This window comes from Listeria immobilis (assembly GCF_014322845.1).
Lineage (GTDB): Bacteria > Bacillota > Bacilli > Lactobacillales > Listeriaceae > Listeria > Listeria immobilis.
This window is the reverse complement of record NZ_JAASUA010000001.1, coordinates 19,362-40,462: the sequence shown is the minus strand read 5'-3', so window position 1 is coordinate 40,462 and position 21,101 is coordinate 19,362. Positions and strand designations below refer to the sequence as shown.

Annotated in this window: 39 protein-coding genes, 1 tRNA gene and 2 pseudogenes; 5 read left to right on the top strand and 37 right to left on the bottom strand. The window is 35.4% G+C overall.

All coding sequences use genetic code 11. From position 1 onward, the window contains the following. Positions 1 to 12 precede the first annotated feature (12 nt). The 31 genes and pseudogenes from HCJ45_RS00325 to HCJ45_RS00185 all read right to left on the bottom strand — a co-directional run bounded on the left by HCJ45_RS00325 (position 13) and on the right by HCJ45_RS00185 (position 15,317). Positions 13 to 1,323 (bottom strand): PBSX family phage terminase large subunit, encoded by a 1,311-nt coding sequence (locus tag HCJ45_RS00325; RefSeq protein WP_176891388.1) that lies wholly within the window; start codon positions 1,321 to 1,323, stop codon positions 13 to 15. Next, complete coding sequence (locus HCJ45_RS00320) at positions 1,316 to 2,071, bottom strand: terminase small subunit (RefSeq protein WP_187123686.1); 756 nt, start codon at positions 2,069 to 2,071, stop codon at positions 1,316 to 1,318. Before HCJ45_RS00320 ends, HCJ45_RS00325 begins: the two co-directional genes overlap by 8 nt. A gap of 83 nt (positions 2,072 to 2,154) precedes the next feature. Then, entirely contained in the window at positions 2,155 to 2,865 is a 711-nt protein-coding gene (locus HCJ45_RS00315) for a hypothetical protein (protein WP_003722546.1), read from the bottom strand. A gap of 260 nt (positions 2,866 to 3,125) precedes the next feature. Next, positions 3,126 to 3,560: an ArpU family phage packaging/lysis transcriptional regulator gene (locus HCJ45_RS00310; RefSeq protein ID WP_003735131.1), complete on the bottom strand. Its 435-nt coding sequence runs from the start codon at positions 3,558 to 3,560 to the stop codon at positions 3,126 to 3,128. Positions 3,561 to 3,578: 18 nt separating this feature from the next. Beyond that, positions 3,579 to 3,743 (bottom strand): hypothetical protein, encoded by a 165-nt coding sequence (locus tag HCJ45_RS00305; RefSeq protein WP_015967177.1) that lies wholly within the window; start codon positions 3,741 to 3,743, stop codon positions 3,579 to 3,581. A gap of 10 nt (positions 3,744 to 3,753) precedes the next feature. Then, positions 3,754 to 3,879, bottom strand: coding sequence for a hypothetical protein (locus tag HCJ45_RS15040; RefSeq protein WP_256086207.1), 126 nt, complete (start codon positions 3,877 to 3,879; stop codon positions 3,754 to 3,756). Between the two features lie 18 nt (positions 3,880 to 3,897). Beyond that, the gene (locus tag HCJ45_RS00300) at positions 3,898 to 4,284 is read right to left on the bottom strand and encodes a DUF2481 family protein (RefSeq protein ID WP_187123685.1); all 387 of its coding nucleotides are present in this window, start codon (positions 4,282 to 4,284) and stop codon (positions 3,898 to 3,900) included. A gap of 3 nt (positions 4,285 to 4,287) precedes the next feature. Next, a complete protein-coding gene (locus HCJ45_RS00295; RefSeq protein WP_187123684.1) occupies positions 4,288 to 4,692 on the bottom strand; it encodes a DUF1064 domain-containing protein in 405 nt (134 codons plus the stop codon). Then, positions 4,637 to 4,819: a hypothetical protein gene (locus HCJ45_RS00290; protein ID WP_187123683.1), complete on the bottom strand. Its 183-nt coding sequence runs from the start codon at positions 4,817 to 4,819 to the stop codon at positions 4,637 to 4,639. The genes HCJ45_RS00295 and HCJ45_RS00290 overlap by 56 nt, the downstream gene beginning before the upstream one ends. Before the next feature lie 18 nt (positions 4,820 to 4,837). After that, on the bottom strand, positions 4,838 to 5,320 hold the full coding sequence (gene ssb / locus HCJ45_RS00285; RefSeq protein WP_187123682.1) for a single-stranded DNA-binding protein: 483 nt from the start codon (positions 5,318 to 5,320) through the stop codon (positions 4,838 to 4,840). Beyond that, the gene (locus tag HCJ45_RS00280) at positions 5,317 to 5,718 is read right to left on the bottom strand and encodes a hypothetical protein (RefSeq protein WP_187123681.1); all 402 of its coding nucleotides are present in this window, start codon (positions 5,716 to 5,718) and stop codon (positions 5,317 to 5,319) included. The genes ssb and HCJ45_RS00280 overlap by 4 nt, the downstream gene beginning before the upstream one ends. Further along, positions 5,715 to 5,915: a hypothetical protein gene (locus HCJ45_RS00275; RefSeq protein ID WP_187123680.1), complete on the bottom strand. Its 201-nt coding sequence runs from the start codon at positions 5,913 to 5,915 to the stop codon at positions 5,715 to 5,717. The genes HCJ45_RS00280 and HCJ45_RS00275 overlap by 4 nt, the downstream gene beginning before the upstream one ends. Then, complete coding sequence (locus HCJ45_RS00270; RefSeq protein WP_187123679.1) at positions 5,908 to 6,243, bottom strand: hypothetical protein; 336 nt, start codon at positions 6,241 to 6,243, stop codon at positions 5,908 to 5,910. Before HCJ45_RS00270 ends, HCJ45_RS00275 begins: the two co-directional genes overlap by 8 nt. After that, entirely contained in the window at positions 6,243 to 6,431 is a 189-nt protein-coding gene (locus HCJ45_RS00265; protein ID WP_085400849.1) for a hypothetical protein, read from the bottom strand. Before HCJ45_RS00265 ends, HCJ45_RS00270 begins: the two co-directional genes overlap by 1 nt. Positions 6,432 to 6,633: 202 nt before the next feature. Next, entirely contained in the window at positions 6,634 to 6,849 is a 216-nt protein-coding gene (locus HCJ45_RS00260; RefSeq protein ID WP_187123678.1) for a hypothetical protein, read from the bottom strand. Beyond that, positions 6,846 to 7,274: pseudogene (locus HCJ45_RS00255) on the bottom strand (pentapeptide repeat-containing protein); the annotation flags it as partial. The gene HCJ45_RS00260 and the pseudogene HCJ45_RS00255, both read right to left, overlap by 4 nt. A gap of 12 nt (positions 7,275 to 7,286) precedes the next feature. Beyond that, positions 7,287 to 7,451, bottom strand: a pseudogene (locus HCJ45_RS15110) (pentapeptide repeat-containing protein); the annotation flags it as partial. After that, positions 7,448 to 7,636 (bottom strand): SAM--benzoic acid carboxyl methyltransferase, encoded by a 189-nt coding sequence (locus HCJ45_RS00250; protein ID WP_185352265.1) that lies wholly within the window; start codon positions 7,634 to 7,636, stop codon positions 7,448 to 7,450. The pseudogene HCJ45_RS15110 and the gene HCJ45_RS00250, both read right to left, overlap by 4 nt. A gap of 3 nt (positions 7,637 to 7,639) precedes the next feature. After that, positions 7,640 to 8,047, bottom strand: coding sequence for a YopX family protein (locus tag HCJ45_RS00245; RefSeq protein ID WP_187123676.1), 408 nt, complete (start codon positions 8,045 to 8,047; stop codon positions 7,640 to 7,642). A 210-nt stretch (positions 8,048 to 8,257) separates the two neighbouring features. Beyond that, positions 8,258 to 8,470: a hypothetical protein gene (locus HCJ45_RS00240; protein ID WP_031668124.1), complete on the bottom strand. Its 213-nt coding sequence runs from the start codon at positions 8,468 to 8,470 to the stop codon at positions 8,258 to 8,260. Next, on the bottom strand, positions 8,470 to 8,658 hold the full coding sequence (locus tag HCJ45_RS00235) for a hypothetical protein (RefSeq protein WP_185331992.1): 189 nt from the start codon (positions 8,656 to 8,658) through the stop codon (positions 8,470 to 8,472). Before HCJ45_RS00235 ends, HCJ45_RS00240 begins: the two co-directional genes overlap by 1 nt. Further along, on the bottom strand, positions 8,651 to 9,214 hold the full coding sequence (locus HCJ45_RS00230; RefSeq protein WP_187123675.1) for a DUF1642 domain-containing protein: 564 nt from the start codon (positions 9,212 to 9,214) through the stop codon (positions 8,651 to 8,653). Before HCJ45_RS00230 ends, HCJ45_RS00235 begins: the two co-directional genes overlap by 8 nt. Further along, the gene (locus HCJ45_RS00225) at positions 9,211 to 10,023 is read right to left on the bottom strand and encodes a DNA adenine methylase (protein ID WP_185600934.1); all 813 of its coding nucleotides are present in this window, start codon (positions 10,021 to 10,023) and stop codon (positions 9,211 to 9,213) included. Before HCJ45_RS00225 ends, HCJ45_RS00230 begins: the two co-directional genes overlap by 4 nt. Next, positions 10,020 to 10,301, bottom strand: a complete 282-nt coding sequence (locus HCJ45_RS00220) for a hypothetical protein (RefSeq protein WP_041918346.1) — start codon at positions 10,299 to 10,301, stop codon at positions 10,020 to 10,022. Before HCJ45_RS00220 ends, HCJ45_RS00225 begins: the two co-directional genes overlap by 4 nt. Positions 10,302 to 10,395: 94 nt before the next feature. Continuing rightward, positions 10,396 to 11,328, bottom strand: coding sequence for a DnaD domain-containing protein (locus HCJ45_RS00215; RefSeq protein ID WP_187123674.1), 933 nt, complete (start codon positions 11,326 to 11,328; stop codon positions 10,396 to 10,398). A 19-nt stretch (positions 11,329 to 11,347) separates the two neighbouring features. Continuing rightward, positions 11,348 to 12,163 (bottom strand): recombinase RecT, encoded by an 816-nt coding sequence (locus tag HCJ45_RS00210; protein WP_010991173.1) that lies wholly within the window; start codon positions 12,161 to 12,163, stop codon positions 11,348 to 11,350. Positions 12,164 to 12,165: 2 nt separating this feature from the next. Continuing rightward, positions 12,166 to 13,125 (bottom strand): YqaJ viral recombinase family nuclease, encoded by a 960-nt coding sequence (locus tag HCJ45_RS00205; RefSeq protein ID WP_187123673.1) that lies wholly within the window; start codon positions 13,123 to 13,125, stop codon positions 12,166 to 12,168. 235 nt (positions 13,126 to 13,360) lie between these two features. Continuing rightward, positions 13,361 to 13,549: a gp45 family putative tail fiber system protein gene (locus tag HCJ45_RS00200; RefSeq protein WP_187123672.1), complete on the bottom strand. Its 189-nt coding sequence runs from the start codon at positions 13,547 to 13,549 to the stop codon at positions 13,361 to 13,363. A gap of 105 nt (positions 13,550 to 13,654) precedes the next feature. Further along, a complete protein-coding gene (locus HCJ45_RS00195) occupies positions 13,655 to 13,891 on the bottom strand; it encodes a DUF771 domain-containing protein (RefSeq protein ID WP_003731810.1) in 237 nt (78 codons plus the stop codon). Positions 13,892 to 13,896: 5 nt separating this feature from the next. Then, complete coding sequence (locus HCJ45_RS00190; protein WP_068995213.1) at positions 13,897 to 14,421, bottom strand: hypothetical protein; 525 nt, start codon at positions 14,419 to 14,421, stop codon at positions 13,897 to 13,899. A gap of 122 nt (positions 14,422 to 14,543) precedes the next feature. Further along, on the bottom strand, positions 14,544 to 15,317 hold the full coding sequence (locus HCJ45_RS00185; RefSeq protein WP_009924229.1) for a Rha family transcriptional regulator: 774 nt from the start codon (positions 15,315 to 15,317) through the stop codon (positions 14,544 to 14,546). Positions 15,318 to 15,380: 63 nt separating this feature from the next. Between HCJ45_RS00185 and HCJ45_RS00180 the strand changes: the two genes are divergently transcribed. Next, entirely contained in the window at positions 15,381 to 15,740 is a 360-nt protein-coding gene (locus tag HCJ45_RS00180; protein WP_068995217.1) for a DUF2513 domain-containing protein, read from the top strand. Here the strand turns inward: HCJ45_RS00180 and HCJ45_RS00175 are convergent. Together HCJ45_RS00175 and HCJ45_RS00170 are read right to left on the bottom strand one after the other, a co-directional pair. After that, on the bottom strand, positions 15,699 to 15,893 hold the full coding sequence (locus HCJ45_RS00175; protein WP_003733687.1) for a hypothetical protein: 195 nt from the start codon (positions 15,891 to 15,893) through the stop codon (positions 15,699 to 15,701). The genes HCJ45_RS00180 and HCJ45_RS00175 overlap by 42 nt on opposite strands. A gap of 32 nt (positions 15,894 to 15,925) precedes the next feature. Beyond that, positions 15,926 to 16,129 carry a helix-turn-helix transcriptional regulator gene (locus tag HCJ45_RS00170; RefSeq protein ID WP_187123671.1) on the bottom strand — a complete coding sequence of 68 codons (204 nt, stop codon included), beginning with the start codon at positions 16,127 to 16,129 and terminating at the stop codon, positions 15,926 to 15,928. Positions 16,130 to 16,297: 168 nt separating this feature from the next. Between HCJ45_RS00170 and HCJ45_RS00165 the strand changes: the two genes are divergently transcribed. The 4 genes from HCJ45_RS00165 to HCJ45_RS00150 all read left to right on the top strand — a co-directional run bounded on the left by HCJ45_RS00165 (position 16,298) and on the right by HCJ45_RS00150 (position 18,897). Next, entirely contained in the window at positions 16,298 to 16,774 is a 477-nt protein-coding gene (locus HCJ45_RS00165; protein ID WP_187123670.1) for a helix-turn-helix domain-containing protein, read from the top strand. Between the two features lie 155 nt (positions 16,775 to 16,929). Then, positions 16,930 to 17,097, top strand: a complete 168-nt coding sequence (locus HCJ45_RS00160) for a hypothetical protein (protein WP_014601103.1) — start codon at positions 16,930 to 16,932, stop codon at positions 17,095 to 17,097. Positions 17,098 to 17,151: 54 nt separating this feature from the next. After that, positions 17,152 to 17,703: a DUF5067 domain-containing protein gene (locus HCJ45_RS00155; RefSeq protein WP_185332701.1), complete on the top strand. Its 552-nt coding sequence runs from the start codon at positions 17,152 to 17,154 to the stop codon at positions 17,701 to 17,703. 63 nt (positions 17,704 to 17,766) lie between these two features. Then, on the top strand, positions 17,767 to 18,897 hold the full coding sequence (locus HCJ45_RS00150; RefSeq protein WP_187123669.1) for a tyrosine-type recombinase/integrase: 1,131 nt from the start codon (positions 17,767 to 17,769) through the stop codon (positions 18,895 to 18,897). An 84-nt stretch (positions 18,898 to 18,981) separates the two neighbouring features. Here the strand turns inward: HCJ45_RS00150 and HCJ45_RS00145 are convergent. The 4 genes from HCJ45_RS00145 to rph all read right to left on the bottom strand — a co-directional run bounded on the left by HCJ45_RS00145 (position 18,982) and on the right by rph (position 21,094). Further along, positions 18,982 to 19,055, bottom strand: a tRNA-Arg gene (locus HCJ45_RS00145). A 110-nt stretch (positions 19,056 to 19,165) separates the two neighbouring features. Beyond that, a complete protein-coding gene (locus HCJ45_RS00140) occupies positions 19,166 to 19,690 on the bottom strand; it encodes a metallophosphoesterase (protein ID WP_185349309.1) in 525 nt (174 codons plus the stop codon). Between the two features lie 41 nt (positions 19,691 to 19,731). Next, a complete protein-coding gene (locus tag HCJ45_RS00135; RefSeq protein ID WP_187123668.1) occupies positions 19,732 to 20,343 on the bottom strand; it encodes an XTP/dITP diphosphatase in 612 nt (203 codons plus the stop codon). A gap of 4 nt (positions 20,344 to 20,347) precedes the next feature. Then, complete coding sequence (gene rph, locus HCJ45_RS00130) at positions 20,348 to 21,094, bottom strand: ribonuclease PH (RefSeq protein WP_187123667.1); 747 nt, start codon at positions 21,092 to 21,094, stop codon at positions 20,348 to 20,350. Between the last annotated feature and the right edge of the window lie 7 nt (positions 21,095 to 21,101).

Genomic DNA, 21,101 nt, shown 5'->3' with positions numbered 1-21,101 from the left:
GGTTTTCACCTCCTAATATTTGAGCCCCAATTTGCGTAAATTATCTTTAACATAGTACTGAAAAGCGTCGCACGTATGATCGTCTTCTTTGATGACCTCAGGCTTATCTGTGTTAACAGTTTTGACATCCCATTGATATTTGCGGTGTTCTTCGATGAATATTTGATTTTCTGGAATATCAAGATAATAAAAACGACCTTGTGCTAATAAATCTTGCACAAAGTCGACCATATCCACTTTTTTACCTTTTGCGACGGGGTGTAAGCTAACACCGTAATCTTTGTAGTACTGATTTCGAAGCCCGCCCTCCGCACTATCTACCGTTTGCATATCGACAGGCGCATTATACTTCGCGACTATTTTAGTCATGAACTCGCGTAACTCTTTTGAATAATCCGAAGGCGCTTTTTTAACAACTTGATTCGCGGGACTGTAATAGTACGTGTCTAGTAAGATAACATTTTTCTTTGCTGTAAAACCTAGCGCTAGACATGTGGTAGCTGATACTTGATGTCCAGTGTCGATAGCAAAGTCAATCATTATAATTCTATCGTCCGGCGGGATAGTTTTAAGTTTTTGGAATAAATTCATGTTATAAACGTTTGTGCCTAATCCCACCGCTTCTCCTAAATATAAATAGCGGTAATAGTCATAATCATTTTCTTTTATCCGATTGATTACATCTAGCATTTGGTCATTAACAAAACCTAACTCGTCATTCAAATAACTTGATTCATGAACTAAATAGGTCGAATTACTTCGTTGCTGGTCTGCCCATTCGTTTATCCATGAGTAAGGGTTGCGAGGAGGATTATATGACCAAAAGAACCGAACAAAAGCAGCTCTTTTCTGTTTTTGCCTCATAAACGTTGTGTTAGTTTGGTCGAACTCTTCCGCGTCTTTAAACTCGGCGGCTTCCTCATACCAAACAGCTATAATGTCGTTAATGTCATTAGACTTTAGTTTCTGAAAGTCATCTTGTCCGTAGAAATAAAAAGTTGAACCCGTCTTTTTATGGGTTATTTTAAAGGGGCTGACAGTAGTATCGAATTTATTTATCAAAAAGAACTTTTTCAAGGCCCATTGGATTTTATTAAATACAGAATCACGGATTGTATTTCCAACTTTTCGAATTACAACCACATTCGCTTTCTCGCCTCGTGATAGATACGGTATTAACAAAGAAACCAGTAACAAAGCTATAACGGATGATTTAAACGAGTTACGACCACCTTTTAGGACATTAAAAGGCTTTGCCGCTTTCCAAACTTCAGCAAAATGCGGGTTTACTTCTTTACGGATGTCTATTTCTTTTTTAGCCATCGCGTTCACCCCACGGGTCAATGATGGTAATTTGGTCGTTGTCGTCTTCTCCGTTATCTTTCAAGTACTTCATGAGCTCTAACATAGCTTTTTGTTTATCATAGAGCTTCAAAGATACGCCATCTTTCCCTTTTTTCACTTCTTGAATTAGCGAGCCATCAACTTCTGAATTATCCTTTAAAGCAACGAATGACGCTTTATAAGTAACAGGTTCGCCAGTTACTGGATCCAAGACTGCTTCCATTACGCCTTGTTCGTTTATATCAGTCACTGCTACTTCATCATTACCGAATTCAACAAAATCTGTTATATCGGCGAAAGCTTGCTTTACATATTCTTTCATCAAGTCTTGCACATTAACAAATAGCTCTTGTTGCAACTCTGCTTTTAATCTGTTCAATTCTTGCTTAATGTTATCTTTTGCTAGCAGTCTAATGCTATTAGATCTAGCGGAGTTATAATCACACTTATATGCCTGTTGATATGCCTTCGTTGCATTAAAGTGTTGTAAATAAAATAAACAGAACATTTTTTGTTGTTCTGTTAGCGTATCGTTTTCAATTATTAACTTAGTTTCTTTTTTGTGTGCAACCTTTTTCTTAGTTGCACCTTTTTTATCTTCCGGGTTGCTCCACTTCCGAGACTTCCAAGATTTCACTGTATTTATAGACACGTTGTATTTTTCGGCAATATCTTTATATTTCATGCCTTCTTTATAATCTTTATAAGCTAATTCCCAATTAGTCACTACATATCACCACACTCCCTTATTTTGATAAAATAAAAAGGACCATCACAGGTCCTCAGATAACTATTATCTCTTTCAATATTCTATTTTATAATCTTGTCATAGTACTTATAGTAAGATTCTGCATACTCATTTAGATTTTCAAAATATTTTATAGCAAAACTCTGCTGTGCTAATTCATTACCTTCATAGTGATTTAAGAAATTAAAGATTACTTGTTTTAGCTCATGCGGCTCAAAGATTTCATTGTTATTAAGACAATACTCTATCAATGACATATCTGGTCTGCTCGTACTTACTACAGACAATTCAATATCATTCATCTTGGCAACAATTTTTTCAATTGATTTAGATAAAATGCTTATTCTGTATTTTTCCAACTGGGTCTTCACTTTAGAATCTGATATACTGTGTTTTTTTATTATGGCTTCGTATATTTCCAACTCATCTATACTAGCTTCTATATCTTCATTTATACCGATTTTATTAGTGCTCAGCAAGTTTAAATACAAATAATCTCTCACGCTTTCGTTTAATTCTCCTAAAATATCTTTCGCTTCTTCTACCGCTTTTTTCACTTCCACTCCATCTTTCCCAATTTTAAAAGTTTGAAATTTATTAATACCGCAAATAAAACTAAATAACGCAGATGCTACTAGCCCTAATGTCACAATTTGCCAATTATAATTAAATAGTATTAAAACTGAAATCGGAGCAAAAATGATTATCAAAAACAATAATTTAATTCCAAAATTAATAAAAAACACCTTCCATTTTTCCTTAGTTACAGACATCATAATCCACCCTTTTATTTTTCACTATACCAAATAAAAACCAGCTGCTCAATTTTCAACAGATGGAAAGGGCTATATATTTAAAAAACTGGTTAACGCACCAGTCAGCGCCGCATGCGTGTTTTACATCCAGTGCAGATAGGATATGAGAAGTGGAGCGCAGACTCAATATATGATTTATTTTTGTAATCATCTTCACTTCTCACTAATAACATTTTATCACCTTTTTTTGCTCAAAAAGTGCCAGAAAAGTGCCATTTTCAATTCAACACTTCAATTCCTAAAGTAGTCGCCAACTCAATAACAGCCTTTCTTTTTTCACGTTTGTACTGTCTCTCCTCGTAAGGAATATCAAGCATAATAGTTATATCTTGTAAGTTATGAATAAACTTCTCAAACAGTATCTTTCTATGAATGTGCTCAAGTTGATTCAAAATAGCATCGTATTTTTTAACCGCTTCTTGTGCTGCATGAACGTTATCGACATTATGAATTGCAGCATCTTCTACTTTTGAATGAAATTCATTACTGAAATTCGGTGGCGTTAATTTGTATGTTGTCGTCATTGTTGGCAATTTACGACTTCCAGCCATTACACGCAGCATTAAATAGTCTTTAAAGAACTTTCTTACTGCTCTGACTGTCTGAATGTAGTTAATATCTTCAACTTGTGGTAGATTGAATAGTTGTCCCATAAAGTCGCCCCCATCACTTTATAAATTTTCGATAAACTCCCTTATTTTCTCAACCTTTTCAGCTGTATCAATAAAAGATTCTTCACTAATTGCTTCTAATTCAATATTGTATTTAGCGATTTCTATGTTTTCGCCGTTACAAATCGCTTCTCTGGTAACTACATTTAATTTTTCAATTTGCATTTTCATCCTCCTAAAACATATTTCCCCAAATCCATAAAATCCCTTTAACCACTAATCCTAGTACAAAAATCAGTACTAGGACCCACAGAGCATATATAGTCACAGCTCCTATAAATTTCGCTACTTTATCAATCATTTAACTGCTCCTTTTGTTTTACTTGTCACTCCACATTTCTTTATTTTTCTGATACTCCCTCATATCAAAGAGACGATAGTATTCTGTTCTGTTATTTCGTGTGTAATTAAAGACTACTGCTCTTGAAATTCCAAAGTGATCAGCAATTGCATAACCACTGAGTCCTGCATGCCTTAACTCGATAAATTCATTTAGTGTAATCTCTTCCCATTTCTTGTTACGAACAACCCTATCAAACGTTTTAGACCAATATGTTTTTTGCTTTTCTTCTGTGTTTTCTTTCATTAACCTATTTAGCTCTTTTTGTAATTCCTTTCTTTTACTCAATGATAAATTTCCACTTACTAAGTGACTAATTATCTCCCGCTGTCTTGCTTTATTCTCCGTCATCCCCATTACTGCCATTTATCACACCTCCACGAATTGTCTGCCTTTTAATTTCAAACACTTAATTGATTGCATATAACGCAGTTCGAAAAGTTTTTGCTTGATTCGAAACTCTTTTGTTAACATGCCTTTGACGTCGATTAATTCCTCGTGACCATCTTTGTAAAGAACGAGAAAATCAGCTTTATATTTAATCGCTCGATACAGTTTTCCATTTTTCCGAAAGCTTTCTTGTAGCACAAACTCTGGCTGTAAATCGAAACTCACTACTTCACCAGTCATTTTTAATAGTTTCAATTGCTGATAATAAGCTGCTTCTGCTTTGCTATCGAACTTTATATCGTCAATAACAACTTTCTTCGCATTATATTTACTTCGCGTACTCGTTCGCCTCGTTAATGACGTACGCGGTATACTTCGCTTCAATCTCTTCGTCCCCCATTTGTTCAATTTCGCTAATTTGGTAGTTTGTAACTTCTGCAATTGCATTAGCCATAAATCTGATGCTCATTGATCTATTTCTCAACTTTTTTATTGCTGTTTCTGCTGTCATTTTTATTCACCTTCCCAATCAAAATGGTAAATCATCCGGATTAATATCAATCGGCTTACCTTCATTTGCAAATGAATCACTCTTCTGGCTCGTATCCGCTCTATATGAGCTTGTTTTATTGTTATTTGAATAATTAGCTTGGTTTTGGTAACTATTCGATGTAGCGCCTTCTGCGTTGTTATTTTTAGGGTCTAAGAATTGAACTGATTCAGCAACTACTTCAGTAACGAAAACTCGTTTACCGTCATTATCTTCATAATTTCGAGTCTGTATGCGTCCATCAACGCCTGCCATACTTCCTTTCTTCAAGAAATTAGCAACGTTTTCTGCTGGTTTACGCCAAACAACACAATTAATAAAGTCAGCTTCTCGCTCTCCCTGTTGGTTAGTGAACGTACGATTTACAGCTAAAGTAAAAGTCGCAACTGCCACGCCAGCCGGAGTGTAACGTAAATCTGGGTCTTTTGTTAATCGTCCTACAAGTACTACACGGTTCATCATTTGCCTTCCTCCTCAAAATCTTTAATTTTTGGTCGTTCTCCGTGGGTTTCAACCATATATTTTTTTGTTTTTTCAACTTCTTTTCTAAATTTGTCTAATCCATTTGCTTCGATTTTTTTCTGGATTAAAGGAATCACTTTATCTTTATAAAATTCAATTGCTGTATTGCGAGTGGTTACATCTAGGAAATCTATGAGATTGATTGGATAATTTAACAATGAAGCTCCACTAGATATTTCATTAACGTGCAAGAATACTTGGGTTAATGTCCTTTCCGGATAAATTGCAAAGTCTATTCCGTCAATCGTCACTTGCATTCCAGTCCGTTCAACCCACCCAGCTTCCGTCGCAATCTGGAACACTTTATCTTTTTCAGATATTTTTATTGTGCTAGTCATTCGTTTTCCTCCTTCTTCAACGCATTCACCATTTGATCGATTGACTTTTGCGTGTTACCTATAACTATATTTTCAAAACCAACTTTGAACCCTTTTGCAAAATGTTTTCCTAACTCCTCTATTGCTGTTCTATCAAGGTTCATTTCCGTATAACATTCCTCTTTTGGTGCTATTTTTAATTCGTGTGTTTTAGTCATCTTCTTCCTCCCACTCGTCCCACCTATATGCAATTTTTTTCATAAATTCGTCTGCATGTTGATAACCAACCTCTTTCAGCCATTCTTTAGCTTCTTCAAAAGTTAAATTCCCTGAACCTGAACCGAGTTGTTTAATAGCTACATTGAAATCGACTTCATAAACGGCTAGCCATTGTTCTAACGTTACAAGATTTATATCTAATGACCTTTCATTAATTAAATAATATTCTAATTCCTCTATCGTCATGTCGTGATGCGTTGGAGCTTCTACTACAGTTGATATACGACAATACAAGTTGTTAGGTTGTTTTGCTATTAGTCCTGGCATTATTTGACCTCCGATCGCGTAACTTTTCTTGCCAAATCCTTACTCAATTCTATATGAGCTAAAAAAGCTTCTTCATCTTCCGGGTCCTTAGTGCTTACCCCCCAGGTGCTGAGTATTATATCTTGCTTTAAGACACGATGGAGATGATAAACTTCTTCTCTCGTCATGATTAATTCGTATTTTTTCATTCCGCCACCTCTCTCTTGCACGCTCGTACTAGCACCACTGTTGTTCCGCCAGCTAACACATTCCAGTCTGACGAACTAAAAGAAGCGTAGTGTACCTCTATAATTTCGTGTGTTGCTGATAATTCATTTAACTGATCTGCAACAGTATTATTCTTTGTGCGTGACCTACATTCCTCAAACTCGAACCACTCATCTGTCTTAGTCATTTCGCCACCTCTTTTAATCCCCACGCGGCAAATTCGGCTAGTAGTTCGTACTCTACTTTTCTATTTTCGATTGCAAGGTAAGCCTCTACAACTTGCCGAGGAGCTTTGCTATTTATGTTTTCTAAGTCAAAGAATAGTCTGAAAGGTGTTAAAAATTTACTGTTTTCTTTCAACCATTTCAGGATAATCTTCTTTGCTTCTTGTTCGTTCATTCCGTCACCTCGTTCAAAATAAAATCAATCACTCTGTAATATCTCTTTTTAAGTTTTTCGTTATGCTTATGCGTTTGTTCAACAGACGCTTTAAGCTCATCTAATGTTCCTTGGAAACAACCTGTTATCCATATATCTAATTCTTTGATATATGCTATTTGATTGTTTTTACGTGTCGTATATACTTGTACGCAGATAACTGTTAAGCCTTCTACATGTTGCCAGTTTACCCAATTTAAATTTGCATGTCTTAAATTTGCATATCTTAAATCTGCATGTCTTAAATCTGTATATCTTAAATTTGCATTAGCTAAATTTACACCTCTTAAATCTGCATTGTCTAAATTTGTACCGCTCAAATCTGCATAGCTTAAATCTGCATTGTCTAAATTTGCACCTCTTAAATTTGCATAGCTTAAATCTACATTTTTTAAATTTACACCTCTTAAATTTGCATTACTTAAATATGCAAGTCTTAAATTTGCAAATCTTAAATTTGTGTTTTTTAAGTCTGCATTACTTAAATCTGCTCTCTCGCCACCTTCATCACGCAGCCATTTCCCATGATTCTCTAATATGATGTTCAACTCTTCTTGTTTCATTCCACCACCTCCGATAAACTTTTTAGAAAAGCCACGTATTCCGCAATTTCTTTATCGTTCTTTTCGTCCCATTCCTCATCTGTATATACATGCCCGCAGTATTCACATACGAGCGTTCCGTTTTCGCCGTTAACGCATTCTCCATCGCACTCGAAACACTGCGGACAATAATCATCATCACCCATTATTCATGCCTCCAACAATTCCGGATTTTCATGTATGTTGCCTATAATTTCGATGTTATCAACATCTATCAATTGATATAGTCGTTTATTCTTGAAATCACTTACTGCCCACACGCAATCGATAAAATTAATTACACCAGCAATATCACCAACCATTCTGTCAAAAAACTTAAAATTAACTATATCCCCTTCGAAAATCTTCTTGCCGTTTTTGTCTTTTAAACCTGTGTATTGACCGATGGTTTTTAAGTCAATTTCAATTTCCGAAATAAACCCATGATAATGGCTATTCATATCTAAATTTCTAGTAATAATTTTATTTTCAAATATTCCTCCATATGCCCAACTGCCAACAATTTGCTCAAGACTGTTTGGGTGAATCGCTTTTCCTCTAAATTCAATCTCTCTCATTTTCGTGCTCCTCTCCTTTTACAATTAATTCAACTGGCACAATTTCGTAAAGCTTATTCGATACACGCCTATCATTAAACGCCACTTGCGCCGTGAAGTAAGATTCAAACAATAACGCTTGTTCGTTTGAAGTGCGCTGTCTAAATTTTGAATAGCGTTTATCAGTTCCGTATACGAACTTTTTAGTACGCTTATGTCGTATTGCGTACATCACGCCTCACCCTCTCCTTCCATCAAAAACTTCACTGCACTGTACAAATTATCCTCGTGACTACACCAATTTATAGTTGCTTTTGAAAACGGTACCCCTTGCTTTCTTTCCTGCATCGCATAATATAAGCTTGCGATTACACGCGCGTTGTCATTGTGAATTCGTGTAAAGCCTGTTAATTCGTTCTGTACAAAATGCGGTAAATCTGTCATCACGCCTCACCCTCCACTTCTACTAAACTGACTTCTACTATTTCGTCAGAACTATTTAAAGCGCATTTATTTTCTGCTGTTTCTCTTTTTACAAATAAACAGTCTTTCGACAGATAAGCATCATACTGACCTTGTGGAAAATGTTTGTAAAAGCCATCTCGCTTGATTGCATACAAGTTTTTACTCATTGTCCTCGCCCTCCGAATCCCTAACAAGAACAGAAAACTGCCAATAACGTTCGTCCATCGCTTTTATTTCAGCTTCCGTAAATTGTGTTTTAAAAATGTCATTTTGAACACTATCACTTAAAGACCGACGACCATCATTTCGTACATTGAGATACCCCAAAGAATTAGTAATAAGTTGTACATAATAAAGCGGTTCTTTCTCGACTTCGTAGCCGTCCATCCACGCGCGTGCAAATAGTTCTTGATTATCAGCTGTTGAAGTTAACCATTCATACATTTCATCAGGCATATCATTATTTTCATAGCTTATCGACCAGATCAAATTGTATCCTTCTTGTTTATGACGACTTATCCAATCAGCAACAAACTGCGGCACAACTATACGTTCTTGTTCTTCAACTTTTACTACAGCTTTATCTGAAAATAACAAATCTACCGGAGAATCGCTTTGCTTAATAGACACCTCTTGTGTTCCAGGATAGACGCCATTTATTTCTCCTACGCTTTTCTTATTTCTGTAAATAAATTCTACTCTGTCTCCTACTTTGAAATTCATGCTTGTTCCTCCTTAAAAAGATTTAATTGCATAGGCGGCTCAAAATTGCACCAAATAATTTCTTGCCTATCTGATTTCTTTTCTGATGTAATGCCTACTTTTGTCATTGTTTTAAGAGCTGGCCAGTCTGATAACTCTTGTTTATATAGTTCTGATTCATAGCCGCTTAACATTACTTTGCCCTCATGATTTTTAAGCACTTTTAGTAACTCTTTGTGTTGCTCTAAACTAAAGTCATGCTGATAATGTGGACTTGCTAAAGAAGTTGCAACATATGGCGGGTCACAATATATCAGTGTATCTTTATCGTTATGCTGTTCAATCAGTTTAATTGCATCTACATTTTCGATTTGAGCGTCTTTCAGTCTTGCTGCAGCTATTCCGATGCGGTTATACATGTCATTCCACTCATATGCATTGTAAGGACCATTCCAAGACACGTTTTTTCTAAATCCAACATTTGCATTAGTCTTGCCTCCGACGGCAAACCAGAGCCTCACAGCCATGCGTCTAGCGTCTTCTAATGAATCACTTGATATTTCATGCGAAAGCATATACTCTTCACGAGAATACAGCGTGTGCATGATTAAATACTGCAGTTCTTCTGGATTATCACGCATTGTTTTAAAAAGATTAACTAGTCGACCGTCTAAATCGTTTATCGTCTCTAAAGTAGCTTTTTGCTTGTTCATAAAGACCGCACATGATCCGCAGAATGGTTCTAAATAACTTTTATGCTCCGGCATATTTTCAATTATTAAATCTGCCAAACCCCATTTACTGCCGGGATAATTAAGTATTCGTTTCACTTTTTAGCCTCCTTCTGTTCCTCCTTAAGCCTTTGAGTAAGTGACAACACATACTTTCTTTCTACCGTTTCACATAAATTCAAACTAGCTCTATACTTAATTTCGTTAAACGTCATGTTTGTAACTGCTTTTGCGTCATCATAAATCGTTAAAGTTTTATCTTTGAACATTGCCGGATTTCGCAAAATAAATTTATACATTTTTGTAATGTGGTTATAGTGTCGAATTTCTGTCGGCTTTCCACCAAATCTTGACACGTGCCAGTAATATTTTCCCAAGAAATTTCATCCTTTCTAAACCACTCTAATTACTCTTAACCCCTTATCAGTCGTCCTCTTTTGATACGTAGGCGTAGCATAAAACAAAATCGTTTCACGCCTTCGCCTCGCTCCTAGCCGCTAATTTCGCTTTAATTTCAGCAACTTTCTTTTCTAAGTCTTCGCTTGATTCTGTTGTTGAAGTTTCTTTTTTTGTTTGTTTCTGCTCTTTGTCGAACCAATCTGGCAATATTTCTTCTTTAACTGGTTTGTTGTATTTGTTGAAAGCAGGCTTGTTATATTTTTGCTCTAGCTCTATCTGTCGTTGTTTTTCCGCTGCATCAACATCAACTATTGTTTTAAATCCTCTGCTTTCCCAGTTCTTGAGAATTTTATTAACATAGGCGTAATTTCGTTTATTAGCTCCTTGCTCTGATGTAACTTCTAAAGCCTTCATGACAATTTCTCGATTACCTGCAAAATCATCTACCCAAGCAAGCAGTTTTTCCATTTCAACTGGAAGCATCATTCCGAATCCATTTTGTTCCCAAAAATCTTTGAAATTTAAATCGCTGTTGTTGTTAATATCTTTCTTTAATTCTTTAATTCTTAAGTTCTTTAATTCTTGTTTATGTCCCTTTCGTTGTACCATTTGATGTTCTTTCGTTGTATCTTCCGTTGTGTCAATCGTTGTCCCTTTAGTTGTTCTTATTTCCTCAGAAATGCCTTGAAAGTCGTTGTAATTACTGATTTCATACGTTGTCCCTTTTTGTCTACTTTTAGTTATCGTTATCATGTCATTTTTTTTCAATAGTTCTAAGAACTTTCGAACCTGTTTTCTGTCCGCATTCCATCGATTTGAAAGCCATAATTCAGATGTATGTTTTTGTCCTCTTTTTATCGTTATTAACTCTCCGTTTATCAAAATATCCCTATCTTGGTGATTGGCTAAAAGGAGCAAATCCAACCACCATTTTAAATATTTTTCATTCTCCCAAATCCAATGTTCTTGTAGAGAACGATAAATTTTTATCCAACCACTAGACATGCTCCTTTTCTCCTTTCATTTAGATCATTGACCCTTGAACCTCCGAACCAGCTTCTAACGTGTCAGACGGCGTTATGGGCGCATCTATGATATCTGGTATTGATTCATCTTCTGTAACGTCTTTTCGTTCTCTCGGCTCTGCTTCGTCCTCTGTAACCGCTGTTTGCATATCGATGGATAAAATCCCCCATTTACTTAACATGTTTCTAAGAACGGTCTTTTTAGCCATCGCATCATAATCTTTTTTCCATCCAAAATCTGATTTACTAAATTTCTGTTTATGTGCTTCAATTTCTTTACGAGTCCAATAGACCGTTTTTTCAAAGCCATTAATTAACTGGAAATAGCCACAGTAGCCAACCACTTTTTCACTTGTATTGTTGTCTAAATCTAGTTCGATTTCTTCCGTAAGTCGGTTCCATTTCAGTAGCTCACCTTCGCGCACTTCGATAACATTAATGCTTTTATATTGTCCTGTGCGTAATGCTAACTGGATGTATCCTTTATAACCGAGCTGAAACTGCGCTCTGCCTTTGTAAGGAACAATCCACGCATAGCCTAAATTTTTGTCAATTGGTAAATCTAGTGTTGCAGCAACCATGGCGGAAGTAACAACTGTCATAGGGTCAGTTTTTTGTAAATAGTCGTCGCCATTGTAAAGATTTAAAAGGGAAGTTAAAAATTGAGGCGCTTTTTTATCTAGTACCTTTTCGAATTTCTTACGCATTGTCGGTGCTTCTAGCAAACCTTTTAAGTCTAATGATTGTGCGCTTGCTACTTGCCCTCCATTTTGTTTATTTGCTAATTGATTTTTTAATTCATCGTTAGTTGCCATTATTATTTATTCTCCTTCACTGCAAATTTTCTATAACTAGTTTCTTTACGTAATTTTTTGTAAATGTCTGGATGTTCTTCTTTTAAACGTTTAGTGTCTACTCTTGAGGTAATAACAGGCTTCCAAGTAATCGTAAATTCGTCTGCGATGCCTGTTTCAGCTTCTTTTAAATCATTCTTGATATTATTATCAATTTCTTTCTTTCGTGTCTCTAAAAGCTTTATATCGTGTTCTAAATTTGCTCTTTCAGCCAAAAATTCGTTGTATTTTTTTGATAAAATAACTTGTTTAGCTTCTGACTTAGCAAAACGATCTTTTAAATATTTTTCTGCGGCACTTGAACCGTCTAGTGCCGGCGCTACATGTCCTTTTACGTTCGTTTCCCAAAAATCTAACTCAAAAGCAATTATTTGATTGATTAACTCGTCATCGCGTTCAATTTCTTTCCAAATGAATTTATTTCCTCCAATTAGAACAGCTACATAGGCTTTACTTTTACCTGTGACCGCTAAATAGTGTTGTATTTGCACTAGATAAGTCGCTGGTACTTCGTCAGCTTCCCATTCTTTTGCTAAGTATGCTGATGCTGTTTTACATTCCAAAATAGCGTCTTCACTAACCACAAACCTATCAACGTTTGCCAACATAAAATCATGCTCTGGATGTTGATACATCATGTTGCTACGTCTTACTTTCTTTCCAGTTCGCTTTTCGAATTCTTTTGCGACAACTTCCTCCATTTGATTGCCCCAGTATGCGGCTTCTCCCGCTGATTCATCTGGTAAAACTTGGTCTGTCTTATCTAGCCACAGCTCAAATGCTGTTTTGTATTGATTTAAACCCATGATAATTCCTGCATCGCTACCGCCAATGCCTAGGCGCCGAGTCAGCAACCATTGTGTTCTATCCATGTCTTTCACGCTCGCTAAGATGTTCATTGTCTTTTCTTTTGCTACAGCCATATATGTTACCTCCATTGATTTTTTAATGAACCTGAGGTATAATTTTCTTAAGGTAATATCTCAAATCCTTAAAGCGCGCACTGCTATGCGTGCTTTTTTAATGTCTAAAATCATCGTCCCAAAGATCATCAACAACCATCGGATTCTCAACCATGTTTTTTATCACTTCCTCTCAGCCAATATCCCGCGATCACTGACATAAACGACACGAAAATCATTACTACAAATACTTCCATCAGCGTGTGACCTCCTCATAACCCTTTAGTTTTAACTCTTCGATATAGTCCGTCATTTTCTCGCAGCCTGTTTCAATAAGCGGTATTTTTTGCCGAAAAGTTGGATTAACTATCATTTTCGTTCTGTCATCTATGAAAATCTCACTATTACCGAAAATCGTTTGCTTACGAAAAATTCGCTCTGCCATTGTTGTAGCCTCCTTATAAAATGAATATCGCTATCACGTAATATATGTTTAGCAATAATAACGCCGCTGCTATTATTACTAAGATGCTGAATAACATTGGATTCTTCATCTTTTGACCTTCATTCTGAAAATTTCTATCCAGTTTTCCTTTACAAATTCTTGCATCCGCTCTGGCTCAATGTACCATTGCTTCCCTTTGCCGTCCGCATATACTACAAACCCGCCTTTCGTAATATCCAATTGATCTACAAAACGTGGATTATTAAGAATACAATCTCTAGCAAATGATTTTTCTAAACCTGTCTCTTTTGCAAATTCGTCTAACCCCCACACTAAAGCCATATTTTTCACTCCTTTACTAAACCGTTTTTTTGATAGAATTTATCTCGACTTTCTAAAATTTGTTGTAAATTAATGTTGAATGCCTTCGCTATACTTGTGTTAAGTGTTAAGGCTGTTGCGATTACATCTGTTATTTCTGAAATAGCTTGTTTTGCCGCTTCTCGTTGTAACATGTCACCTTTTCTTAGATTGAATGTCATCGTTTCTAGTCCGCTTTTTAATGCATTTACTGCCTCTGTTACTTCTAGTTCAAAGCGACAAGTTAAAGCCGCGTGGTGACTGTCTAGTCCGTTCAGCAAAGGTGGTATCATTCCATTTGAAAATTCATGTGCGAATAAATATGTGCTTTTTGGTTCGTTGTAGCTATCAATTAACTGTTCTGCTTGTTCAAGTGAAACAGTTCTCTTTCCTTTCATCTGATTACTTATTAAGGCTGGCGTTACATAACTATCTATCGCTAGTTCTTTTTGCGTGCGAGTTTCTGCTAAAACTTGCATCGCGCTTGTTGCCGATGTTGATTTTTGAAACATAATATCTCAATCCCCTTTGTATATTTTTTAGCGACTAATTAACAACTTATCGTTATATACTATTGTTAGTCGCTCCCCGGTGACTGTAAGTTGTCTGCGAGCGTCGTTGTGGTAGGCGGCGCTTAAATTACTTTTAAAGCTTCTAATTCATTTGATCTAATCCCAAACTGGATAGCCATTTCTTTTACAACAGTTAGATAAATTTCAATTAAGCGCTGTTCTTCAGCAATACAATCTAATTTATTTAATTTCTTTATAGCTGTTGGACTCATCCCTTTTGCCGCCATTTTTGTTTGCCGATTCTCTAATCGTCTATTTAAATCACAATGCGCACGACTCTCAAAACGTTCATAGCTCATTTGAATAATGCTTCTAAAAGGTTCCGCACCTCCGAAATTTGCCGCGATTTTTCTCAAAATTACTGTTACTTTTTCTCTCCATTCGTTAGCATTAACGCTGAAAATCAACTTCATGTTTTTAACTTCTTCTTTTACTTCTTTAGCTTCTTTTTCAGCGTTCGCTACTGCTAAGAACATTTGATTAAACATTTGTAGTTCCGGACTTAACTGCGAAGTATCAAGTTGAGCTTTGATGTGATTTTCCATTTTGTTAAATTCATTGATGTATTGAAGCTTAAATTCAATTGCTCTTTTTCCGGTGAATCCCATTGCCAGTAAAGTAAATCCATCACGGTTCATATAAATCATTCGGTACGTTTGTTTGTTTTGCGGGTGTACATAAGAACTTTCTTGAAATAGGTCTGCCGAATTTTCGGCTGCCCCTCTCAAATCGTCTATAGCTTCTAAAACATGTTTATGTTTCTTCTCGAAAACCTCAGCTACATTTAATGAAGTTGTAACTGGTTGATTGTTTTGTAGTACAACTAAATTAGTCATTTTATTTCCTCCACTTCGCTTACTCTCCAATCTGCTATAATTAGTTTGATTGGAGGTGATATTATGAAAATTAACTATGATTGTATTCGAGATGTTTTGTTGTCAGTGCGCGATCAAGAAGAATATGGCGATTTACATAGTGACTTTTTCACTGAAAGACTTGGTGACAAGTACTCTTTTCATGAACTTGCTAATGCGGTATCATTAATTCTGTATGAAGGTCTTGCAGTTGGTGATTATCCAACTGGTAACATGGACGGTAATTACGACTACATTATCCGTTTTCTAACAGTATCTGGAGACCAATTCATAAATTCTGTTAAAGATGACTCTGTATGGTTTAAAGCAAAAGAAGAAGTTAAAAATAATCCAATCCAAACTTTATTTTCTTTTGCCCAAATCGCCGTTAGTTTTTTCCGATAATCTATTAACTAATGAATTAATTTCTGAATAAAGTTCCGGCAAAATACTTAAATCGCTAAAATCTTCTCCAGTTATACTTAATTCAATGGTGAGTACTGACTCTTTTCTATTTCTCTTAGTTAGGAAAGAGTTTGTAAATGCAATTTTCCTCATTTTCTAACCTCCTGTTTTGTTTTCCTTTCATTTTAGACACACATAGTGTCTTTATTATCAAAAAAAATATCTTCAATTGGCACATCATAATAGTTTGCGATTTTGTTAGCTAGTTTTAACGATGGAGTCCGGTCTCCTCTTTCAATTGCCCCTAACATTTGAGGTGTTATTTTTAAATCTTTCGATACCTCCCGTCTCGTTTTTGATTTCCTTAGCTCAATAAGCCTGTTTCTCATTTTTTCACCCCCAAAAGAAACGTTTTGTTTCTCTATAAACATACTATATCAGAAACATATTGTTTCTGTCAAGCTTTTTAGAAACTTTTTGTTTCTGCATTGAAAAATTAATGGACTGGAAACCAATTGTTTCTTATAATATACATATAGAAAGCGTAGGTGTTAGAAATGTTTAGTAAAAGATTATCTGAGTTGCGAAAGAAAAAAGGTTTTTCACAATACAAATTAGCCGACGAACTTGGATTTTCTAGAGGCCAAGTAGCTAATTATGAACAAGGAACAAGAGAGCCAGACTATCAAACATTACTGAAAATAGCTGAATTTTTTAATGTATCTACTGATTATTTATTAGGAAGAGACGGTAATAATCTCGCTGACACAATCGCAGCACACATTGATTCAAACGCAACAGAAGAAGATATAAAAGAAATACTTGCTTATATAGAAGAAAAAAGAAAAGAACATGCAAATGAAAAAGAAATAAACATCACAGAAGTAGCTTCAAGAGAAGATAAAGAGATAAATAAATTTGTTGATGAAAACGAAGATTTTAAAGCTGTTGCATCTCGAGTAATGAATGACGCAGAAGCAGTCAAAGCTGTTAAGTCATTTATTGAATATTATGAGCAACAGAAAAAAGATTAAAGTATAATTTATTTACTTACTTGACTCTTGACTTGTAATTTATTTACTCGTTATTGCTATTGATTATTAACTTTCTGTGAAGACGTGCTATTTCTTATAAAAATTATGTATAATGTAAGTGCAACGTTGCAATAAAACCAACGGGGTATAAATACATGAAAACTTTAGATGAACTGAACGTACAACATGATATAGTGATACTAGAACACGAATTCACTTCTTGTTCATTCACTTTAAAAAAAGAAATTTTCATAGTTATTGACAGTAGATTAAGTCGAAGCGAAAAACTGGAAGACATCGCAAGACTTTTGAATAAAATATAACTATGTAACCAGTTCGCGGCCGCGGGTTGGTACATACAAAAGGGAGCTTGTAATATGAAAAAAGGGATTGTTTTATTAACAGGGTTTTTATTAGCTTTTAGTATTTTTTTAGTTGGTTGCGGAAAACAAAATGACGATATAAAAGCAAGCAAGCATAATGAATCTATTGAAAGCAATGAAAAAAAAGAAACGAAAACAAATACATTTAAAAATGGTATCTTAGAAAACGAAGACGTAAAAATAACAATAACAAGTCATAAAGTAATACCTGTTGGAGAAAAAGGTAATGAATATGGTGATAAGCCTGTAATAGCTTTCTGGTATGATATTACAAACAAGTCTGGCAGTGATATAACACCACTTGCTTGGATAGATTTTATCGAAGCGAATCAAGATAATAATCCTAATCAAGTAAATAAGATAGATGTTGCTAGTCTGCCAGATGATAAATTTTTGAACAGCCAAATGGAAGATATAAAAAAAGGCGGAACAGCTCAATGTGCAGTAGCTTATTATCTTGATGATAAAAAAACTCCTGTAGAATTAATTTACTTAAATATGGGAACAGATGAAATATATGGTAAAACAACATACGATATCAAATAAAGAGAGCCTCTGGGCTTTTCTTTTTATCGAAAAAAGAACGTATGTGCGAAAGAAGGTACTAGCATGGCTAATATTGTAAAAACTGAAACAGGTTGGAAATATCGCGTTTCATATAAAGAATCTGGGAAGTATAAAGTAAAGAGCAAAAGCGGATTTCCGACAAAAAAGCAGGCTTTATTAGCAGCTTCTGAAATGGAAGACAAATTACATCGAGGAGTAGACATAAACGCTGGTGAAGCAAATTTCGTTGAGGCTTTTAAAGAATGGTATACAACTTTTAGAAAGCAAAAAAAATCAATTGAAAATGATAAACATTATGATTATGCAATAAAATTTTGCGAAAAATATTTTGTTGGATTAAAAATAAATGATGTTAATAGAACAACATATCAAAAAGCTATTAATGAATTTGCGAAAACGCATGCGAAGGAAACTACAAGAAAACGTCATGTCTATGTTAGGTCATTTATTCGAGAAATGGTTTATGAAGGCGTGATTTTACGAGATCCTACTGCCCGTGTTATTATTCCAGACGATGAAACAACATATAAAGATTTAAAAGCTTTATCTGAAGAACAAGTCAAAAAATTAGTAAAAGAATTGAATAATCATTTCAACCCTACTCATTCTTCGATATCAGTTATTCTATTTGCTATAGCCTCTGGAGCAAGGTTTTCCGAAATAATTGGATTGACATGGGATTGTATTGATTTTGTCCAAAAAACTATAAAGATAAATAAGACGTGGGACTATAAAAACACAAATGCTTTTAGTAACACAAAAAACTATTCTTCAAATAGAATCATCACTATTGATGACAAAACGCTTTCTATGTTAAATAAAATTAAAGTCTATCAATCAGCTGAGAAATTAAAGGACTCAACATTCAACAAACACAAATTAGTTTTTATTAGTACTAACAATGTTCCTCCTTCGAACAACGCAATAAACAAGTCATTAAAGCGCTACTGTACAAAATTAGGTATCAATAAAGATATTAGCGTGCATGGATTACGACACACACATGCTACACTGCTTTTGTATAATGATTGTAATATAAAGTATTTATCTAAACGTTTGGGGCATAACACTATAGTAACAACGTTAGAAACTTACTCGCATGTAATTGATGAAATGGAGCAAAAAGAATCTTACAAAGTAAATGAGTTAATGAATAAGATTAATGAAACTTAAAATTTTTTGTACTTTATTTGAACTTCATAAAACAAAAAAGCGCTATAAACATTGTATTACCAACGTTTATAGCGCTTTTAATTACGTCCTGAGAGGGATTCGAACCCCCGACCGACGGCTTAGAAGGCCGTTGCTCTATCCAGCTGAGCTATCAGGACAAATGGCACTGTTTTTTCAACAGCCAAATACCATTTTATGTTTAAATTGCTTGTTTGTCAATGGTTTTCTTTAAGTTATTGGATTTTTTCTTTTTCGAGTGACTTTTGACCTAGTTGTGTTTTGTTACTGGAAAAATTTGTGTTAGTTCTGTTAGTTCGTTATCATCGCGATCCATAAAACGAACTTGAATTCCATTTGGTGTAGTATCAATGAGTGCGTACGTTTTTATATGAATACGTCCTCTTGGTAGTGAAATACTACCTGGGTTTAAGATAATTGTGTCATCAAGCATATCCACCCCAAGTTCGTGAGAGTGACCAAAGAAAACAAAATCAGCATTTAATTCACGAGCGCGGTATCTTAAATTCATTAGTGTCATTTTGATATTATATAAGTGTCCATGGGTCGTTAAAATTCGATATCCGTCTACTTCTCCAACCCAATCGTTTGGAAATCCCCCGCCAAAATCACAATTGCCCCGAACAGTATGGAACCCTTGAATTGCTGGATCATCTGCCTCTAGTTCTGAATCCCCACAATGAATCATCGCATCAACTGTGTTTTCGTATTTTTCTTTTAAATGTATTAAGCAGTCACGTTCTGAGTGGCTGTCGCTAACTACTAGTAATTTCATTTTATTTCCTCCCCCTAATGCTCCTACTGTTTCTTATTCTCTCACTTTTTGTTGACTTTTTCTACTACTTCCGCTAAATCTTTTTCTAGCATCTTAATTGCATTTGCACGATGGCTTATTTCGTTTTTCTTTTCTGCCGGAATTTCTGCCATTGTACAGCCAAATTCAGGTAAGAAAAATAATGGGTCATAACCGAAACCATTTGTTCCACATAGTTGTTCCGCAATAACTCCTTCTACTTCACCAGTGTAAAAACGAGTTTTCTCTGAAGGTGTTGCTACTGCAAGTGTACAGTGGAAGCGGGCGGTTCTTTTCTCAGGTAAGACACCTCGTAAATTAGTGAGCAGTTTTTCATTGTTTTTAGCATCATCATGCGCTACTCCTGCATAACGTGCTGAATAGACACCAGGAGCTCCGTCAAGCGCATCTACAATTAAACCTGAATCATCAGCGATAACTGTTTGATTAAGCAAGCTAGCGACTGTTTCTGCTTTGAGAGCAGCATTCTCAGCAAAAGTAGTTCCTGTTTCTGCGATTTCGCCGATTTCTGGAAAGTCGGCAAGAGTGGCTACTTCAATATTAAATTTAGCAAAAATTTTTTCAAATTCTTTCGCTTTTCCTTTATTGGCTGTCGCGATAATAATTTTACTCATGTGATTACTCCCCTTTTATCCTTGCTATGACATTTTCACCAAGTGTTTCTTTTTGGATTTCAATTAATTCACTAATTCCTTTTTTACCTAGTGCAATTAACTCTGCAAGTTCAGCGTCAGAGAATGTTGCTTCTTCCCCTGTACCTTGAAGCTCAACAAATGCACCGCTTCCGGTCATAATAATATTCATATCAACTTGCGCTGCGCTGTCTTCTACATAATTTAAGTCAAGTACTGTTCCGCCTTCTTCTAATACACCTACACTAGTTGCTGCTAAAAAATCTTTTACAGGGAATTTGCTAAATGGTACTTCTGCGTCTAATTTAGCGATTGCCATCACCATAGCGATAAATGCACCAGTGATAGAAGCGGTTCTTGTACCTCCGTCTGCTTGAATAACATCACAATCTAGCCAAATAGTCCTTTCACCAAGTGCGTCTAAATCAACAACGGCACGCAAAGCACGACCGATTAAACGTTGAATTTCCATCGTTCTACCGGTCACTTTCCCTTTGGATGATTCACGGATATTACGCGTATTGGTTGCTCTTGGTAACATAGCGTATTCAGCAGAAATCCAGCCACGACCCTCTCCGCGCATAAATGGTGGTACTTTAGATTCTACACTTGCGGAACAAATAACTTTTGTATTTCCTGATGCGATTAAGACCGAACCTTCTGGATGCATTAAATAGTTTGGGATTACTTCTATTTTTCGTAGTGCATTACTTTCTCTTCCATCAACTCTCATTTTTTGC

Bases quoted from the DNA above. Each gene is read 5' to 3' on its own strand.
- HCJ45_RS00185 (WP_009924229.1), bottom strand. From the start codon at position 15,317: ATGACTAATTTAGTTGTACTACAAAACAATCAACCAGTTACAACTTCA.
- HCJ45_RS00245 (WP_187123676.1), bottom strand. From the start codon at position 8,047: ATGAGAGAGATTGAATTTAGAGGAAAAGCGATTCACCCAAACAGTCTT.
- HCJ45_RS00310 (WP_003735131.1), bottom strand. From the start codon at position 3,560: ATGGGACAACTATTCAATCTACCACAAGTTGAAGATATTAACTACATT.
- HCJ45_RS00175 (WP_003733687.1), bottom strand. From the start codon at position 15,893: ATGAGGAAAATTGCATTTACAAACTCTTTCCTAACTAAGAGAAATAGA.
- HCJ45_RS15040 (WP_256086207.1), bottom strand. From the start codon at position 3,879: ATGATTGATAAAGTAGCGAAATTTATAGGAGCTGTGACTATATATGCT.
- HCJ45_RS00135 (WP_187123668.1), bottom strand. From the start codon at position 20,343: ATGAGTAAAATTATTATCGCGACAGCCAATAAAGGAAAAGCGAAAGAA.
- HCJ45_RS00250 (WP_185352265.1), bottom strand. From the start codon at position 7,636: ATGGGTGATGATGATTATTGTCCGCAGTGTTTCGAGTGCGATGGAGAA.
- HCJ45_RS00205 (WP_187123673.1), bottom strand. From the start codon at position 13,125: ATGGCTGTAGCAAAAGAAAAGACAATGAACATCTTAGCGAGCGTGAAA.
- HCJ45_RS00180 (WP_068995217.1), top strand. From the start codon at position 15,381: ATGAAAATTAACTATGATTGTATTCGAGATGTTTTGTTGTCAGTGCGC.
- rph (WP_187123667.1), bottom strand. From the start codon at position 21,094: ATGAGAGTTGATGGAAGAGAAAGTAATGCACTACGAAAAATAGAAGTA.
- HCJ45_RS00240 (WP_031668124.1), bottom strand. From the start codon at position 8,470: ATGACAGATTTACCGCATTTTGTACAGAACGAATTAACAGGCTTTACA.
- HCJ45_RS00305 (WP_015967177.1), bottom strand. From the start codon at position 3,743: ATGCAAATTGAAAAATTAAATGTAGTTACCAGAGAAGCGATTTGTAAC.
- HCJ45_RS00150 (WP_187123669.1), top strand. From the start codon at position 17,767: ATGGCTAATATTGTAAAAACTGAAACAGGTTGGAAATATCGCGTTTCA.
- HCJ45_RS00260 (WP_187123678.1), bottom strand. From the start codon at position 6,849: ATGAACGAACAAGAAGCAAAGAAGATTATCCTGAAATGGTTGAAAGAA.
- HCJ45_RS00290 (WP_187123683.1), bottom strand. From the start codon at position 4,819: ATGACAGCAGAAACAGCAATAAAAAAGTTGAGAAATAGATCAATGAGC.
- HCJ45_RS00155 (WP_185332701.1), top strand. From the start codon at position 17,152: ATGAAAAAAGGGATTGTTTTATTAACAGGGTTTTTATTAGCTTTTAGT.
- HCJ45_RS00160 (WP_014601103.1), top strand. From the start codon at position 16,930: ATGAAAACTTTAGATGAACTGAACGTACAACATGATATAGTGATACTA.
- HCJ45_RS00195 (WP_003731810.1), bottom strand. From the start codon at position 13,891: ATGGCTTTAGTGTGGGGGTTAGACGAATTTGCAAAAGAGACAGGTTTA.
- HCJ45_RS00265 (WP_085400849.1), bottom strand. From the start codon at position 6,431: ATGAAAAAATACGAATTAATCATGACGAGAGAAGAAGTTTATCATCTC.
- HCJ45_RS00315 (WP_003722546.1), bottom strand. From the start codon at position 2,865: ATGTCTGTAACTAAGGAAAAATGGAAGGTGTTTTTTATTAATTTTGGA.
- HCJ45_RS00280 (WP_187123681.1), bottom strand. From the start codon at position 5,718: ATGACTAGCACAATAAAAATATCTGAAAAAGATAAAGTGTTCCAGATT.
- HCJ45_RS00190 (WP_068995213.1), bottom strand. From the start codon at position 14,421: ATGTTTCAAAAATCAACATCGGCAACAAGCGCGATGCAAGTTTTAGCA.
- HCJ45_RS00140 (WP_185349309.1), bottom strand. From the start codon at position 19,690: ATGAAATTACTAGTAGTTAGCGACAGCCACTCAGAACGTGACTGCTTA.
- HCJ45_RS00170 (WP_187123671.1), bottom strand. From the start codon at position 16,129: ATGAGAAACAGGCTTATTGAGCTAAGGAAATCAAAAACGAGACGGGAG.
- HCJ45_RS00210 (WP_010991173.1), bottom strand. From the start codon at position 12,163: ATGGCAACTAACGATGAATTAAAAAATCAATTAGCAAATAAACAAAAT.
- ssb (WP_187123682.1), bottom strand. From the start codon at position 5,320: ATGATGAACCGTGTAGTACTTGTAGGACGATTAACAAAAGACCCAGAT.
- HCJ45_RS00215 (WP_187123674.1), bottom strand. From the start codon at position 11,328: ATGTCTAGTGGTTGGATAAAAATTTATCGTTCTCTACAAGAACATTGG.
- HCJ45_RS00200 (WP_187123672.1), bottom strand. From the start codon at position 13,549: ATGGCAGAGCGAATTTTTCGTAAGCAAACGATTTTCGGTAATAGTGAG.
- HCJ45_RS00270 (WP_187123679.1), bottom strand. From the start codon at position 6,243: ATGCCAGGACTAATAGCAAAACAACCTAACAACTTGTATTGTCGTATA.
- HCJ45_RS00230 (WP_187123675.1), bottom strand. From the start codon at position 9,214: ATGAATTTCAAAGTAGGAGACAGAGTAGAATTTATTTACAGAAATAAG.
- HCJ45_RS00165 (WP_187123670.1), top strand. From the start codon at position 16,298: ATGTTTAGTAAAAGATTATCTGAGTTGCGAAAGAAAAAAGGTTTTTCA.
- HCJ45_RS00300 (WP_187123685.1), bottom strand. From the start codon at position 4,284: ATGGCAGTAATGGGGATGACGGAGAATAAAGCAAGACAGCGGGAGATA.
- HCJ45_RS00235 (WP_185331992.1), bottom strand. From the start codon at position 8,658: ATGAGTAAAAACTTGTATGCAATCAAGCGAGATGGCTTTTACAAACAT.
- HCJ45_RS00275 (WP_187123680.1), bottom strand. From the start codon at position 5,915: ATGACTAAAACACACGAATTAAAAATAGCACCAAAAGAGGAATGTTAT.
- HCJ45_RS00325 (WP_176891388.1), bottom strand. From the start codon at position 1,323: ATGGCTAAAAAAGAAATAGACATCCGTAAAGAAGTAAACCCGCATTTT.